Annotated in this window: 10 protein-coding genes and 2 rRNA genes (1 of these 12 only partly in view); 6 read left to right on the forward strand and 6 right to left on the reverse strand. The window is 72.8% G+C overall.

Annotated elements, in window-relative coordinates; translation table 11 throughout:
• The 3 genes from FHR36_RS15875 to FHR36_RS15885 form a co-directional block, all read left to right on the forward strand.
• Positions 1-1,444: ribosomal RNA gene (locus FHR36_RS15875) — 23S ribosomal RNA — on the forward strand; it begins 1,662 nt to the left of the window's first position.
• Between the two features lie 71 nt (positions 1,445-1,515).
• Positions 1,516-1,632, forward strand: a 5S ribosomal RNA gene (gene rrf, locus FHR36_RS15880).
• A 124-nt stretch (positions 1,633-1,756) separates the two neighbouring features.
• A complete protein-coding gene (locus tag FHR36_RS15885; RefSeq protein ID WP_253797874.1) occupies positions 1,757-2,215 on the forward strand; it encodes an SRPBCC family protein in 459 nt (152 codons plus the stop codon).
• A gap of 57 nt (positions 2,216-2,272) precedes the next feature.
• Here the strand turns inward: FHR36_RS15885 and FHR36_RS15890 are convergent, their stop codons facing one another.
• From FHR36_RS15890 to FHR36_RS15910, 5 genes are all read right to left on the reverse strand, one after another.
• A complete protein-coding gene (locus FHR36_RS15890; RefSeq protein ID WP_253797875.1) occupies positions 2,273-3,583 on the reverse strand; it encodes a DUF58 domain-containing protein in 1,311 nt (436 codons plus the stop codon).
• Positions 3,584-3,717: 134 nt separating this feature from the next.
• On the reverse strand, positions 3,718-4,707 hold the full coding sequence (locus FHR36_RS15895) for an AAA family ATPase (protein WP_253799308.1): 990 nt from the start codon (positions 4,705-4,707) through the stop codon (positions 3,718-3,720).
• A 125-nt stretch (positions 4,708-4,832) separates the two neighbouring features.
• Entirely contained in the window at positions 4,833-6,101 is a 1,269-nt protein-coding gene (locus FHR36_RS15900) for a DUF4350 domain-containing protein (protein WP_253797876.1), read from the reverse strand.
• On the reverse strand, positions 6,098-6,784 hold the full coding sequence (locus tag FHR36_RS15905; RefSeq protein ID WP_253797877.1) for a DUF4129 domain-containing protein: 687 nt from the start codon (positions 6,782-6,784) through the stop codon (positions 6,098-6,100). The genes FHR36_RS15900 and FHR36_RS15905 overlap by 4 nt, the downstream gene beginning before the upstream one ends.
• Before the next feature lie 4 nt (positions 6,785-6,788).
• On the reverse strand, positions 6,789-7,973 hold the full coding sequence (locus FHR36_RS15910; protein WP_253797878.1) for a DUF7847 domain-containing protein: 1,185 nt from the start codon (positions 7,971-7,973) through the stop codon (positions 6,789-6,791).
• A gap of 205 nt (positions 7,974-8,178) precedes the next feature.
• Here FHR36_RS15910 and mtrA point away from each other — a divergent pair, with 205 nt between their 5' ends.
• The 3 genes from mtrA (at position 8,179) to FHR36_RS39925 (ending at position 12,860) form a co-directional block, all read left to right on the forward strand.
• Entirely contained in the window at positions 8,179-8,856 is a 678-nt protein-coding gene (mtrA, locus tag FHR36_RS15915) for an MtrAB system response regulator MtrA (protein ID WP_033821070.1), read from the forward strand.
• Between the two features lie 142 nt (positions 8,857-8,998).
• Positions 8,999-11,011, forward strand: coding sequence for an MtrAB system histidine kinase MtrB (gene mtrB / locus FHR36_RS15920; RefSeq protein WP_253797879.1), 2,013 nt, complete (start codon positions 8,999-9,001; stop codon positions 11,009-11,011).
• A complete protein-coding gene (locus FHR36_RS39925; RefSeq protein WP_253797880.1) occupies positions 10,983-12,860 on the forward strand; it encodes an LpqB family beta-propeller domain-containing protein in 1,878 nt (625 codons plus the stop codon). The genes mtrB and FHR36_RS39925 overlap by 29 nt, the downstream gene beginning before the upstream one ends.
• A gap of 6 nt (positions 12,861-12,866) precedes the next feature.
• Here FHR36_RS39925 and FHR36_RS15930 read toward each other — a convergent pair whose 3' ends face one another.
• Positions 12,867-13,616, reverse strand: coding sequence for a ComF family protein (locus FHR36_RS15930; RefSeq protein WP_308199366.1), 750 nt, complete (start codon positions 13,614-13,616; stop codon positions 12,867-12,869).
• Positions 13,617-13,645 lie beyond the last annotated feature (29 nt).

Genomic DNA, 13,645 nt, shown 5'->3' on the forward strand with positions numbered 1-13,645 from the left:
CCCGGGGTAAGGGTGTAGGACGAACGGTAGGCAAATCCGCCGTTCACATAGTCTGAGACCTGATGCCGAGCCGATTGTGGTGAAGTGGATGATCCTATGCTGTCGAGAAAAGCCTCTAGCGAGTTTCATGGCGGCCCGTACCCTAAACCGACTCAGGTGGTCAGGTAGAGAATACCGAGGCGTTCGGGTGAACTGTGGTTAAGGAACTCGGCAAAATGCCCCCGTAACTTCGGGAGAAGGGGGGCCATTGCTGGTGACGGGACTTGCTCCCCGAGCTGGTGGTGGCCGCAGAGACCAGCGAGAAGCGACTGTTTACTAAAAACACAGGTCCGTGCGAAGCCGTAAGGCGATGTATACGGACTGACGCCTGCCCGGTGCTGGAACGTTAAGGGGACCGGTTAGTCTAGTTTCGGCTAGGCGAAGCTGAGAACTTAAGCGCCAGTAAACGGCGGTGGTAACTATAACCATCCTAAGGTAGCGAAATTCCTTGTCGGGTAAGTTCCGACCTGCACGAATGGCGTAACGACTTCTCGACTGTCTCAACCACAGGCCCGGTGAAATTGCATTACGAGTAAAGATGCTCGTTTCGCGCAGCAGGACGGAAAGACCCCGGGACCTTTACTATAGCTTGATATTGGTGTTCGGTTCGGCTTGTGTAGGATAGGTGGGAGACTGTGAAGCGGCAACGCCAGTTGTCGTGGAGTCGACGTTGAAATACCACTCTGGTCGTGCTGGATGTCTAACCTGGGTCCGTGATCCGGATCAGGGACAGTGTCTGGTGGGTAGTTTAACTGGGGCGGTTGCCTCCTAAAGAGTAACGGAGGCGCCCAAAGGTTCCCTCAGCCTGGTTGGCAATCAGGTGTTGAGTGTAAGTGCACAAGGGAGCTTGACTGTGAGACTGACGGGTCGAGCAGGTACGAAAGTAGGGACTAGTGATCCGGCGGTGGCTTGTGGAAGCGCCGTCGCTCAACGGATAAAAGGTACCCCGGGGATAACAGGCTGATCTTCCCCAAGAGTCCATATCGACGGGATGGTTTGGCACCTCGATGTCGGCTCGTCGCATCCTGGGGCTGGAGTAGGTCCCAAGGGTTGGGCTGTTCGCCCATTAAAGCGGTACGCGAGCTGGGTTTAGAACGTCGTGAGACAGTTCGGTCCCTATCCGCTGTGCGCGTAGGAGTGTTGAGAAGGGCTGTCCCTAGTACGAGAGGACCGGGACGGACGAACCTCTGGTGTGCCAGTTGTTCTGCCAAGGGCATGGCTGGTTGGCTACGTTCGGGAGGGATAACCGCTGAAAGCATCTAAGCGGGAAGCCTGCTTCGAGATGAGCACTCCCACCTCCTTGAGAGGGTAAGGCTCCCAGTAGACGACTGGGTTGATAGGCCGGATATGGAAGCCTCGTGAGGGGTGGAGTTGACCGGTACTAATAGGCCGAGGGCTTGTCCTCAGTTGCTCGCGTCCACTGTGTTGTTCTGAAACAACGACCGCCCTGCCGGCGGGTCGACAGTTTCATAGTGTTTCGGTGGTCATAGCGTGAGGGAAACGCCCGGTTACATTCCGAACCCGGAAGCTAAGCCTCACAGCGCCGATGGTACTGCAGGGGGGACCCTGTGGGAGAGTAGGACGCCGCCGAACAATTCTTCAGAAATAGCCCCTCCCGGGGAGATCCGGGAGGGGCTTTTCGCATTTCCGGGCCCGGTCGGTCGGAGCTGGATAGGCTTCGGGCACGACCAGCCGGGAAGGCAGGGGGGAATGCGCGATGTGGGAGCACGAGTACATGTCCGAGACGGCGTTGGCGTCTGAGGCGATCTGGACGGTTCTGCGGGACCTCGACAACTGGGCGCGGTGGGACACCTCGATGGAGGTGGTCGAGCTGCTGGGGGCGTTCGAGGTGGGGTCGAAGGTCTCAATGACGCCGATCGGGCAGGAGCCGATCGTCTCGGAGATCACGGGGATCCGGGAGAACGAGTACTACGCGGACCGGACCGAGTTCGGGGGTGTGGTGCTGGACTTCAGCCACACGCTGGAGCGTCTGGCGGACGGTGGCACGCGGGTGGTGCACCGGCTGGAGATCACCGGGCCGGAGGCCGACACGCTCGGGGCCGAACTCGGTCCGGCGATCACGGAGGACTTCCCGGAGGCGATGGCGGCCCTGCTAAGGCGGCTTCCGGCGTGTGAGCCGGGACCGGTGAACGACCGAGGCCCCCGTACGAGATGACTCGTGCGGGGGCCTCGGTCTGTGCCAGGGGGCCAGGGAGCCAGGGGCCAGCCGGCCTCAGAGGCGGCCGGCGGCCTTGAGGGCGAGGTAGGCGTCGGCGACGGCGGGGGCGATCGTGGTCGGCGGGGCGTCGAGGACGGTGACGCCGGCGCGGGTGAGGCGGTCGGCGGTGCGGCGGCGGTCGGCGCGGGTCTGCTCGGCGGCGGCGGCGCCGTAGATGTCCTGGACGGTGCCGCGGGCGGCGGCGAGTTCGTCGAGCCGGGGGTCGGCGACGGAGGCGAGAACGACCTCGTGGCGCTTGGTCAGCAGGGGGAGCTGGGGGAGCAGGCCCTCTTCGATCGGGCGGGCGTCCAGGCCGGTGAGCAGGACGATCAGCGAGCGGTGGGGTGCCATTCGCAGAGCGTTCGCGGTGAGGGCACGGAAGTCGGTCTCGACCAGGGCGGGTTCGAGGGTGGCGAGCGCGTCGGTGAAGGCGGGCAGCACGTCGGTGGGGGTGCGGCCGGCGATGCCGATGCGCTTGCGGGTGTCGTGGGCGAGCAGGTCGACGCGGTCGCCGGCCTTGGTGGCGAGGGCGGCGAGCAGGAGTGCGGCGTCGAGGGCGGCGTCCAGACGTGGTGCGTCGCCGACGCGGCCGGCGGACGTGCGGCCGGTGTCGAGGACGATCAGGACGTGGCGGTCGCGTTCGGGGCGCCAGGTGCGGACGGCGACGGTGTTGCGGCGGGCGCTGGCGCGCCAGTCGATGGAGCGGACGTCGTCGCCGGGCAAGTACTCGCGCAGGGAGTCGAACTCCGTGCCCTGTCCGCGGGTCAGGACCGAGGTGCGGCCGTCCAGTTCGCGCAGCCGGGCGAGCCGGGAGGGCAGGTGCTTGCGGCTGGTGAACGGGGGGAGGGCGCGGACGGTCCAGGGGACGGTGTGCGAACCCTGACGGGCGGCCAGACCGAGCGGTCCGAGGGATCGGACGGTGACCTTGGCCGCGTGGTGGTCGCCGCGCCGGGTGGGGCCGAGTGGGGTGGTGAGGCGGCGGCGCTCGCCGGCCGGGACCGTGACGGTGTGTCGGGACGCGGCGAAGGCGGTGCCGGGCCGCCAGGCGGACGGGGGCCAGGCGTCGCGGATCCGGGCGCGGAGCGGGCGCCGGGAGGGGTTGGTGACGGTGAGTTCGACCGTGGCGTCCTCGCCGAGGCGGACGCTGGTGTCGCCGCCGCGCTCCAGCCGGAGGCTGCGGACGGGGGCGGCGAGCGCGAGGTCGGCGAGGACGCCGAGCAGCACCGGGAGGGTGGCGACGGCGATGCCCGTCCAGGACGGCAGGACCAGGCCGACGACGAGTGCGCCGAGAGCGGCGAGGAGGGCCGTGCGGCCGGTCAGGGCCATGGGTGGAGGTGCTCCGTTCGGTGCGTGGCTCGTGCCTGGTTCGGTGCGTCGCCCGGGGGCACCGGGACGCGCGCGGTGAACGGCGCGGGTGTCCCCCGGGGGTGACGGGTCGGCAGGCGGTGGCGGCTGTGTGGCTACCTGGGCGCCGGGGTCTGGGCGAGGACGGCCTGGATGACGGCGTCGGCGGTGACGCCCTCCATCTCGGCCTCCGCGCGCAGCTGGACGCGGTGGCGCAGGGTCGGCAGGGCGAGGGCCTTGACGTCGTCCGGGGTGACGTAGTTGCGGCCGGCCAGCCAGGCCCAGGCGCGGGAGGTGCCGAGCAGGGCGGTGGCGCCGCGCGGCGAGACGCCGATGGAGAGCGAGGGGGACTGCCGGGTGGCCCGGCAGAGGTCGACGATGTACGCCAGGACCTCGGGGGAGACGGTGAGTTCGGCGATCTCGGCGCGGGCGGCGGCGAGGTCGGCGGGCCCGGCGACGGGGCGGACGCCGGCGGCGGCCAGGTCACGGGGGTCGAACCCGGCGGCGTGCTTGGCGAGGACCTGGAACTCCTGCTCGCGGGTGGGCAGCGGGAGGACCAGCTTGAGCAGGAAGCGGTCGAGCTGGGCCTCGGGCAGCGGGTAGGTGCCCTCGTACTCGACCGGGTTCTGGGTGGCGGCGACCAGGAAGGGCTCGGGCAGCTTGCGGGGCTCGCCGTCGACGGTGACCTGGCGTTCCTCCATGGCCTCCAGCAGGGACGCCTGGGTCTTGGGCGGGGTCCGGTTGATCTCGTCCGCGAGCAGCAGGTTGGTGAAGACCGGGCCGGGCTGGAAGGAGAACTCGGCGGTGCGGGCGTCGTAGACCAGGGAGCCGGTGACGTCGCCGGGCATCAGGTCGGGGGTGAACTGGATGCGCTTGGTCTCGAGGCTGAGCGCGGTGGAGAGGGTGCGGACCAGCAGCGTCTTGGCGACGCCGGGGACGCCTTCGAGCAGGACGTGGCCGCCGCAGAGCAGGGCGACGACGAGGCCGGTGACGGCGGCGTCCTGGCCGACCACGGCCTTGCCGATTTCGGCACGCAGCGCGGTGAGCGCGGCCCGGGCGTCACTCGCCGCCGGGGTCGCGGCGGCGGTGGCAGCGGCCGTGGGCACGGGTGCCGGGGCGGCGGCCGGGGCCGGGACCGCCGGGACCGGCGGGGTGGCGTAGGCGGCGTCCGCGTCGCGGGGGGCGTCGAGGGCCTTGTCGAGGTCGAGGGTGGGGGCAGCGGGCTGCTCGGTCACGGCTGGCGTACCTGCCTTTCCAGGGCATCGAGGTCGTCGGTGAGCCGCAGCAGTGCGGCGTCGTCGGTGGGCGCCGGGCCGTACAGCACCTGCTGGACGTCGGCGGCGGGGTGGCCGAGGCGCGCGGCGACGGCGGCGCACAGGGCGGCCTCGGGCACGTCGCCGGTGGTGGCCGGGATGCCGAGGGCGGCGGCGAGCCGGTGGCGGGCCGCGCGGCGCAGGGCGTCGGCGGCCCGGCCGTGGGCGCGGGCGCGCTGGTAGAGGCGGGCGCGGCCCTCGGTGGTCTCGGTGGCGCGGACGACGACCGGGAGCGGTTCGGTGACCACCGGGCCGAGCCGGCGGGCGCGCCAGAGGGCGGCGAGCCCGGCGGCGACGGCGAGTTGGAGGGTGGCCCAGTACCAGCCGGCCGGGACGTAGTCGGTGAAGCTCTTGCGGGCGACCGAGGGCGCGGGCGCGGAGTAGTCGGGCAGGTACCAGACCAGCTGGGGCCGGGAGCCGAGCAGGCCGAGGGCGAGCGAGGCGTTGCCCTCCTCGGCGATCCGGTCGTTGGTGAGCGGGTCGCCGGTGCCGAGGGCCACGGTCTCCCGGCCGCCGCTCGCGCGGTGCAGCAGGGTGGGGTGGCCGTGGCGGGCGTAGCAGCCGGTGTCGTCGGCGCCGCGGAGGTAGGTGAGGCCGCCGAGTTCGGCGCTGCCGGCGCGGTTGGCCTCGGGGAGGGTGCAGCCGGCGGGGGTGGTGAGCGTGTCGACCAGGTTGGCGGGGCCCTCGGTCTGCCCGGCGACGCGGGAGCCGGGCATCAGCTGGTCGAGGGCGGGCTGCTGGGGGGCGATCAGGACCAGTCGGCCCTCGCCGCGCGGTACGGCGGCGAGTCGGCGCAGCTGGGCGGTGCTGAGCAGGTCGCTGCGGGGGACGACGACGGTGGCGCCGGGGGTGCGCACGGCGGCTTCGAGGTCGCGCTCGGTGTCGACGGTGCGGACGGTGATGCCCCGCTTCTCCAGCAGGTGGACGGCGGCGAGGGTGCCCTCGCGGTCGCCGGAGCGGGGGTCGAGCGCGGGGAAGGTGCTCTGGCCGCTGATGCCGGCGATGAGCAGGCCGACCAGGAGCAGGGCGAGGGCGGTGAACAGGTACCAGCGGCTGCGCCGCCACAGGGTGCGGGCGGTGGGCGAGACGGAGGTGTGCGCGGCGGCGTCGTCCGGGGCGGGCGCAACGGTCTCGGCGGCGTCGGACGGCCCGGTGGGCAGCTCGGTCGTGGCGGTGGTTGCGGTCATGCGGCGGCTCCGCCCACGGGGACGGGGGCCGCGCCCGCGAGGGTGGGCCGGGTGGCCTGCAGCTTCCGGTCGAGGTCGGCGAGGGTGAGGTAGGCGGCCCGGTCGGCGGCGCGGTCGCCGAAGGCGATGTCGTCGAAGGTGCGGGCGGCGTCGGCGAGGGCGGCGGCGTGCTCGGGCAGGACGCGGGCGGCCTCGGCGGCGGCCTCGTCGGCGGTGCGGCCGGGTCGGTGGTCGAGCAGGGTGCGTTCCTCCAGGGAGCGGACCAGGGCGCGCATCTGTTCGCGGACCGCGTCGGCCCACTCGTCCGCGGCGGCGTGGGCGGTGGCGGCCGCGCGGTGCTCGGCGGCGGTGCGCGGGCCCTGCCGGGTGAACAGGGTGTCGGCGCTGCGGGTCCGGCGATGCGGGGTGCCGTAGCGCCACCAGAGGACGGCGAGCAGGCCGAGGACCAGGACGACGGCGAGCAGGACGCCGGCGGTGCCGCCCCGGAGGGGGTGGCCGAGGCCGGTGAGCAGGTCGTCGAGACGGTCGCCGACCCACTTCATGGCGCGTTGGACCAGGCTGGGGTCGTGCCGGTGGTAGGCCGGGTTGAGCAGTTCCTGCTTGGCGGCGTCCCGGGCGGCGTCGCGCGGGACGGTGACCGGGGCGCCGCCGGTGAGCGGCGCCCCTTCCCCCCTGTACGGCATCGGGTCAGGCCCCCGGCGGGGTGAACTGGCCGGGCACGGGCACGGGCACGGTGCCGTAGCCGGGCAGTCCGGCGGCGCGGGCGAGCTCGATGTCCAGGGCCTCGCGGCGGATCCGCTGGTCGACGTAGATCAGCACGGTGGCGGCGGCGGAGGCCGGGATGGTGATGGACTTGACCAGGGTGGTGCCGACGGCGAGCAGCACGATGCCGATCAGCGCGGCGCCTGCGGACTTGGCGGTCTGCGGGCTGCCGAAGCCGCCGCCGAGGGCGGCCGAGACGGCCATGAACGGCATGACCGCGAACATCGCGACGATGCCGACCAGGATCTCGATCAGCGCGGTGATGCCGAAGATCCGCCACCAGGAGCCGCGGACCAGCCGCCAGGAGCGGCGGATCGCGGGGAAGACGCCCTGCTTCTCCAGGACCAGGGCCGGTCCGGCGAGGCTGAGTCCGACGCCGACCCACAGGACCAGGGCGAGCGCGGGCAGCACCAGCAGGACGACGGCGGCGTCGGCGAGTCCGGCGGCGGCCAGACCGAAGATCGGCAGCAGGGCGACCACCAGGGTGCCGAGCAGGATCAGCACGTGGACGGCGGTCAGTCCGAGCAGCCGCCACAGCTGGGGCCGGGTGGCGCGCCAGGCGTCCTTGAGGGTGACCTGTTCGCCGAGGACGGCGCGGCTGACCACGATGGTGAGCAGGCCGCCGGCGAGGACGCCGACCAGCAGGTCGAGCGGCATGGTGGCGTACTGGGTGACGGCGTACACGTCGGCGTCGCCGTCCTGGTAGGCCCACCAGTCGGCGAGGGCCTGCAGGACCTGGACGATCGCGGCCAGGCCGAGCGAGAGTCCCAGCGTGGTGCGCCAGTGGCGGCGGACGGTGGTGAAGGCGCCGTCGAGGAGTTCGCCGACCCCGAGCGGGCGCAGCGGGATGACGCCGGGCTTGGGGCTCTGCGGGACGCCCCAGCCGCCGTAGGGCGGTCCTGGGTGGCCGGTGGGTCCCTGTCCCCAGCCGCCGTACGCGGAGCCGTACGGGCCGGGCTGCAGGGGCGTGGCGGGGGGTACGGGAGCGGCGGGCGGTACGGGTGCCGCGGGCGGGACGCCGTCCTGCGGAGCAGGGGGAACCTCGGGCGGGGTCGGCGCGCCGGGCTCGGGGACGGAGCCGGGCGGGGTCCAGCCCGGGGTGTCGGTCATCACTGCTCCTTGTCGGTGGTGCCGCCCATCGTGCCATGGTGGGGCCGACCACCCCAGAGGTATCCGGCAGTATCCGTACAACTGCCGGCCCGACCCTGTTGAGCTGCGAATTTTGCGGCGGTATGACTGGTTGAAAGGACGGGTGAACCGGCACAATGGCACGGCTGTGCGGCAGGTCACAATCCGGTAATGAGAAGATGGAGTCATGAAGGGACGCGTCCTCGTCGTTGATGACGACACTGCACTGGCCGAGATGCTCGGGATTGTGCTGCGTGGTGAGGGTTTCGAGCCGTTTTTCGTCGCGGATGGGGACAAGGCGCTAGCCGCGTTCCGGGAGACCAAGCCCGATCTGGTGCTGCTGGACCTGATGCTTCCCGGTCGGGACGGCATCGACGTCTGTCGGCAGATCCGGGCGGAGTCGGGCATTCCGATCGTGATGCTCACCGCCAAGACCGACACGGTCGACATCGTGGTGGGCCTGGAGTCGGGAGCCGACGACTACGTCACCAAGCCGTTCAAGCCCAAGGAGCTGGTGGCGCGGGTGCGGGCCCGGCTGCGCCGGGCCGAGGAGCCGACGCCCGAGCAGCTGACCATCGGCGATCTGGTGATCGACGTGGCCGGCCACTCGGTGAAGCGGGACGGGCGGGGCATCCCGCTGACCCCGCTGGAGTTCGACCTCCTGGTGGCGCTGGCGCGCAAGCCGTGGCAGGTGTTCACCCGGGAGGTGTTGCTGGAGCAGGTCTGGGGCTACCGGCACGCCGCCGACACCCGCCTGGTCAACGTGCACGTCCAGCGGCTGCGCTCGAAGATCGAGAAGGACCCGGAGCGTCCCGAGATCGTCGTGACCGTCCGGGGCGTCGGTTACAAGGCGGGCCCGAGCTGACGTGACGCGGCCGTACGAGATCGACGACTCCCCGTCGGGCGGCGACACGTCCGGCGGGGATCACGCTGCTGTGCGCGGTGACGTGCTGAGCTCGACCACGCGGGGGCGCAGGCCCCGGCGGGGTCCGGCGGCGCTGTTCGCCATGGTGGCGCGTCAGTTCCGGCGGCCGGTCAACCGCCTGCTCGCGCTCTACCGGCGCTCGATCCAGCTGCGCGTGGTGGCGACCACGCTGCTGCTGTCCTTCGTGGTGGTGCTGGTGCTCGGCGTGGTCGTGGTGGCGCAGGTGCGCACCGGGCTGCTGGACACCAAGAAGCACGCCGCGCAGGGCCAGGCGATCGGCGGCTTCCAGATCGAGCAGGACAAGATCAACGAGGCGATCAGCCTCCAGGCGAGGGCCGGGGCCTCGGCCGACCCCTCGCGCGACCAGATCGGCGCCTGGCTGACCAAGCAGGTCTCCGACCTGGCCAGCGGCGGCGCCGGGGTGTACTCGGTGATCGCGCTGGCTTCCACCGGCCAGGAGGCGAGCGCCCCCAGCGCCGGGCTGCGCGGCGCCCGCTACTCGGGGTCGATCCTGCCCAGCAGCATCACGCCCGAGCTGCGCGCGCAGGTCGCCGGGGAGGCGGCCGTCCCGCACGAGCAGACCGCGATCATCCACCGCGCCCAGGCCGACGGCACCCCCGCCGAGGACGAGAAGGGCCTGGTGATCGGGAAGCAGTTCAGCGGGCCGGACAACAACGCGTACCAGCTGTACTACGTGTTCTCGTTCAAGCAGGAGACGGACACCCTCGGCCTGGTGATCGGCACCCTGGCGACGGCCGGGATCTTCCTGGTGATGCTGCTCGGCGGCATCGCCTGGCTGGTGGTGCGCCAGGTGGTCACCCCGGTGCGGATGGCCGCGGGCATCTCCGAGCGGCTCGCCGCCGGGCACTTCGACGAGCGGATGAAGGTCACCGGCACGGATGACATCGCCCGCCTCGGTGAGTCCTTCAATCGGATGGCCAACGGTCTGCAGGCGCAGATCCGGCAGCTGGAGGAGCTCTCCCGGGTGCAGCGGCGGTTCGTCTCGGACGTCTCGCACGAGCTGCGCACCCCGCTGACCACGGTCCGGATGGCCGCCGACCTGATCTACGACAGCCGCGAGGACCTGGACCCGATGGCCGCCCGCTCGGCCGAGCTGCTCCAGGACCAGCTGGACCGCTTCGAGTCGCTGCTGGCCGACCTGCTGGAGATCAGCCGCTTCGACGCCGGCGCCGCGATCCTGGACGCCGAGCCGGTCGACCTGCGGGACATCGTGACCCGGGTGGTCGAGGCGGCCGACCCGCTGGCGCAGGCCAAGGGCAGCGCGGTCGTCATCCGCGGCAACGACGAGCCGGTGGTCGCCGAGGTCGACGCCCGCCGGATCGAGCGCATCCTGCGCAACCTGGTGGTCAACGCGCTGGAGCACGGCGAGGGCCGGGACGTGGTGATCCGGCTCGGCTCGGGCGAGGGCGCGGTGGCGGTCGGCGTGCGCGACTACGGCATCGGCCTGAAGCCGGGCGAGGCCTCCCGGGTGTTCCACCGCTTCTGGCGCGCCGACCCGTCCCGGGTGCGCACCACCGGCGGCACCGGCCTCGGCCTGTCGATCGCGGTGGAGGACGCCCACCTGCACGGCGGCTGGCTGCAGGCCTGGGGCGAGCCCGGTGGCGGCTCGCACTTCCGGCTCACCCTGCCGCGCACCCGCGGCGGCGAGATCAGCCGGGCGCCGTTCCGGCTGGAGCCGGAGGACTCGCGGCACAACCGCGGCATGGCGTCGGCCGGTACGCCGTACCGGCGGGCGGTGCGCCCGCACGGGGCGACCGCGCTGACCGTGAGCGGCGAGCCGTCGAGCGTGCCGGAGACACCGGACACCGAGCGGCCGGGCTTCGGCAGCGGTCTCGGCGGGGTGCTGGCGATCGGCCCCGGACTGGGCGAGATCGGCCGCCGGCCGGCCGCCCCGGTCTCCGACCCCTCGGACGTCCGGTCCGCGGCGGCGGGGTACGGTGCCACCGGTGCCCAGGTGCTGGTCGACCGGCCGGCGACCCGGCCGCCGAGCCAGCAGGCCGCCCCGGCCGAGGAACGGGCTCCCAGCGACCAGGAGGGGACGCAGCGTGCGAAGGACGAGCCGCAGGACGGTTGACGTCGGCACGGCGCTGGCCGTCGGCGTGCTCGCCACGGGCTGCGTGGCCATGCCCTCCGGCGGCCCGCCGGAGCGGGTGGAGCAGAGCGCGGCCGCCGACGACCTGCAGGTGCACGTCTACCCGGTGGCCCCGCACCCGGGGGAGCTGCCGGCCGACCTGCTGGCGGGCTTCCTGGACTCCTCCAACGCGGACCAGGCCAACTACGACACCGCCCGGCAGTACCTGACCGCGGACGCCAGCCACCGCTGGAAGCCGGAGGCCGGCGTGGTGGTGCTGGCCAAGATCGCGCAGGCGGTGGGCAGCGGTGCCCCGCAGAGCGGCGACGCACCGGTCGACGTCGCGGTCAGCGGCGAGCAGGTGGCCCGACTGGACGGCAAGCACACGTACTCGGCCGACCACGCCGGTGAGACCTACCGGCAGACCTTCGGCTTCGTGAAGGAGAGCGAGGGGCCGAACAAGGGCGAGTGGCGGATCAACAGCCTCCCGGACGGCCTGATCGTCGACCAGACCAACTTCCTGAACGGCTACAAGGCGGTTCACCGCTACTACTTCGCGGTCACCGACCCGTCCGCCGACCACCCCGTCCAGGTGCTGGTGCCGGACCCGATCTACCTGCGCCGGCGGATCGACCCGCTGACCGCCGCCGCCGAGGCCACCGCCGCGGGCCCGTCCGACTGGCTCGCCCCCGCGGTGTCGACCGCGCTGGACGGCGTACGGGTCAAGAGCGTCTCGGTGAACGACAACCGGGTCGCCACCGTACGGGTGGAGGCCGCGGACCTGTCCGGGCGTCAGCAGCAGTGCCAGCAGATGGCCGAGCAGCTCTTCCAGACCGTCGCCGACCAGCAGGGCAAGGGCCAGCTGGACCGCCTCGAGGTGGCCGGCAACCAGGGCGGCTGCGCGGTCTCCGCCCAGCAGGTCAACCAGGTCGCCCCCGGCTCGCTGGCGAGCGGCCCGAGCGGCGGCCCGGCCGGCGCCCAGGCGTACTTCCAGCTGGAGACCGGTCAGCTGATGCGCTATCAGGACGGCACCCAGGGCGTACCCGTGCCCGGGGTGCTCGGGCAGCCCACCCCGGCCGGGCAGTCGAAGCCCTCGGTGATCGCGGTCCGTCGTGACGGCAACGCGGCCGCCGTGGTCAACCAGGACGGCAAGGCGCTCTACCTGCCCGGGCTCGGCGACACCGACAAGCTGGGCGACCTGGTGGTCCCCAGCCGCGCCCCGCGCCCGGACGCCGGCCTGGCCTCGCCGAGCTGGGACGGCCGGCAGGACCTCTGGCTGGTCGACCGGGACCCTTCCGCACCCCGGGTGCTGATGGTCCGTACGCACGCCGGCGGGCCGGCGCCGCACACGGTCGTGCCGGTGCAGGTCGACGGGATCGACGGCCGCACCGTGCAGGCGCTGCGGATCTCCTCCGACGGCACCCGGATCGCCCTGGTGCTGCGCTCCGGCACCGGCGCGACCACGGTCGCGCTCGGCCTGGTGCTCCACTCCGGCAGCCAGGCCTCCCCGCAGGTCAGGATCACCGCGCTGCGGCCGGTGGCCCCCCAGCTCACCGGCGTGGCCTCGGTCGCCTGGGCCGACCCCGACCAGCTGGTGGTGCTCGGCAAGGAGAAGGACACCCTCCAGCAGCTGCACTACCTGGGCACCGACGGCTCCGCCGCCACCGACTCCCCGCTGCAGATCGGCGAGTCGATGACCTCGGTGTCGGCCACCGAGGTGCGCACCGGCGACAACCAGGGTCCGCCCGCGGTCCTGACCGTCTCGGACACCGGCATCTACCGGCTCAAGGACAACCAGCTGAGCGAAGTGCCGTCCAAGACCCGGGCCGTGGCGTTCGGCTACCCGGGCTGAGCCGACTCACTCCTTCGGCCTGGACCGGCCGCGCCGGGCGGTGGCCGCCACCGTGGCCGCGGCCCGCGGCGGACAGCCGGCCGCGCGCAGCGCCCGCGCCGCCTCGGCGAGGCTGGCGCCGGTGGTCACCAGGTCGTCCACCAGGATCAGCCGGTGGCCCACCAGGCGGGCCGCGAGGCGGGCCGGGACGGCCAGCGCGCCCCGCAGGTTGCGCTGCCGCTCGGCCGCCGACAACCCGGCCTGGTCGGCGACGGGGCGGGTCTGCCGCAGCACCGGCGCCACCCGGGTGGCCACCCCCGTCCGCCGCAGCTCCCGGGCCGCCGCCTGGGCGAGGCGCAGCATCGGGTCGTGGCCGCGGGCCCGGGTGGCCCGCCGGGTGGAGGGCACCGGCACCAGCAGCAGCGGGGCGGCCCCGGCGCCGGTGGCCGAGCGGACCGCGGCGGCCAGCGCCGCACCCAGCGGAGCGGCCAGGCGCAGCGCCCCGCGCTCCTTGTGGGCCAGCAGCAGGCGGCGGACCTGGTCCGCGTACGGGGCGGCGGCGTGCAGCGGCGGCAGGTCGGGCGGGGCCGGGCAGGGGCCGGCCGGGCCCGCCTGGGCGCACTCCAGGAGCGCGCGGCAGCCGCCGCACACCTGGCCCCGTACGCTGCCGCAGCCGGCGCACCGCGCGGGCAGCAGCAGGTCGAGCAGGGTGGACGCGGGGGAGGAGGGGCGGGCGGAGCGGGACGGCGGAGGACAGGTGGAGGAAAAGGTCGTCACGACCGCTCCCAAGGGCTCGCCATGCGGAG

It is taken from the genome of Kitasatospora cinereorecta (assembly GCF_024172095.1).
Lineage (GTDB): Bacteria > Actinomycetota > Actinomycetes > Streptomycetales > Streptomycetaceae > Kitasatospora > Kitasatospora cinereorecta.

Excerpts from the sequence above, each read along its gene's own strand:
- FHR36_RS15885 (WP_253797874.1), top strand. The coding sequence starts at position 1,757 with ATGTGGGAGCACGAGTACATGTCCGAGACGGCGTTGGCGTCTGAGGCG.
- FHR36_RS15890 (WP_253797875.1), bottom strand. The coding sequence starts at position 3,583 with ATGGCCCTGACCGGCCGCACGGCCCTCCTCGCCGCTCTCGGCGCACTC.
- FHR36_RS15900 (WP_253797876.1), bottom strand. The coding sequence starts at position 6,101 with ATGACCGCAACCACCGCCACGACCGAGCTGCCCACCGGGCCGTCCGAC.
- FHR36_RS15905 (WP_253797877.1), bottom strand. The coding sequence starts at position 6,784 with ATGCCGTACAGGGGGGAAGGGGCGCCGCTCACCGGCGGCGCCCCGGTC.
- FHR36_RS15910 (WP_253797878.1), bottom strand. The coding sequence starts at position 7,973 with ATGACCGACACCCCGGGCTGGACCCCGCCCGGCTCCGTCCCCGAGCCC.
- mtrA (WP_033821070.1), top strand. The coding sequence starts at position 8,179 with ATGAAGGGACGCGTCCTCGTCGTTGATGACGACACTGCACTGGCCGAG.
- mtrB (WP_253797879.1), top strand. The coding sequence starts at position 8,999 with ATGGTGGCGCGTCAGTTCCGGCGGCCGGTCAACCGCCTGCTCGCGCTC.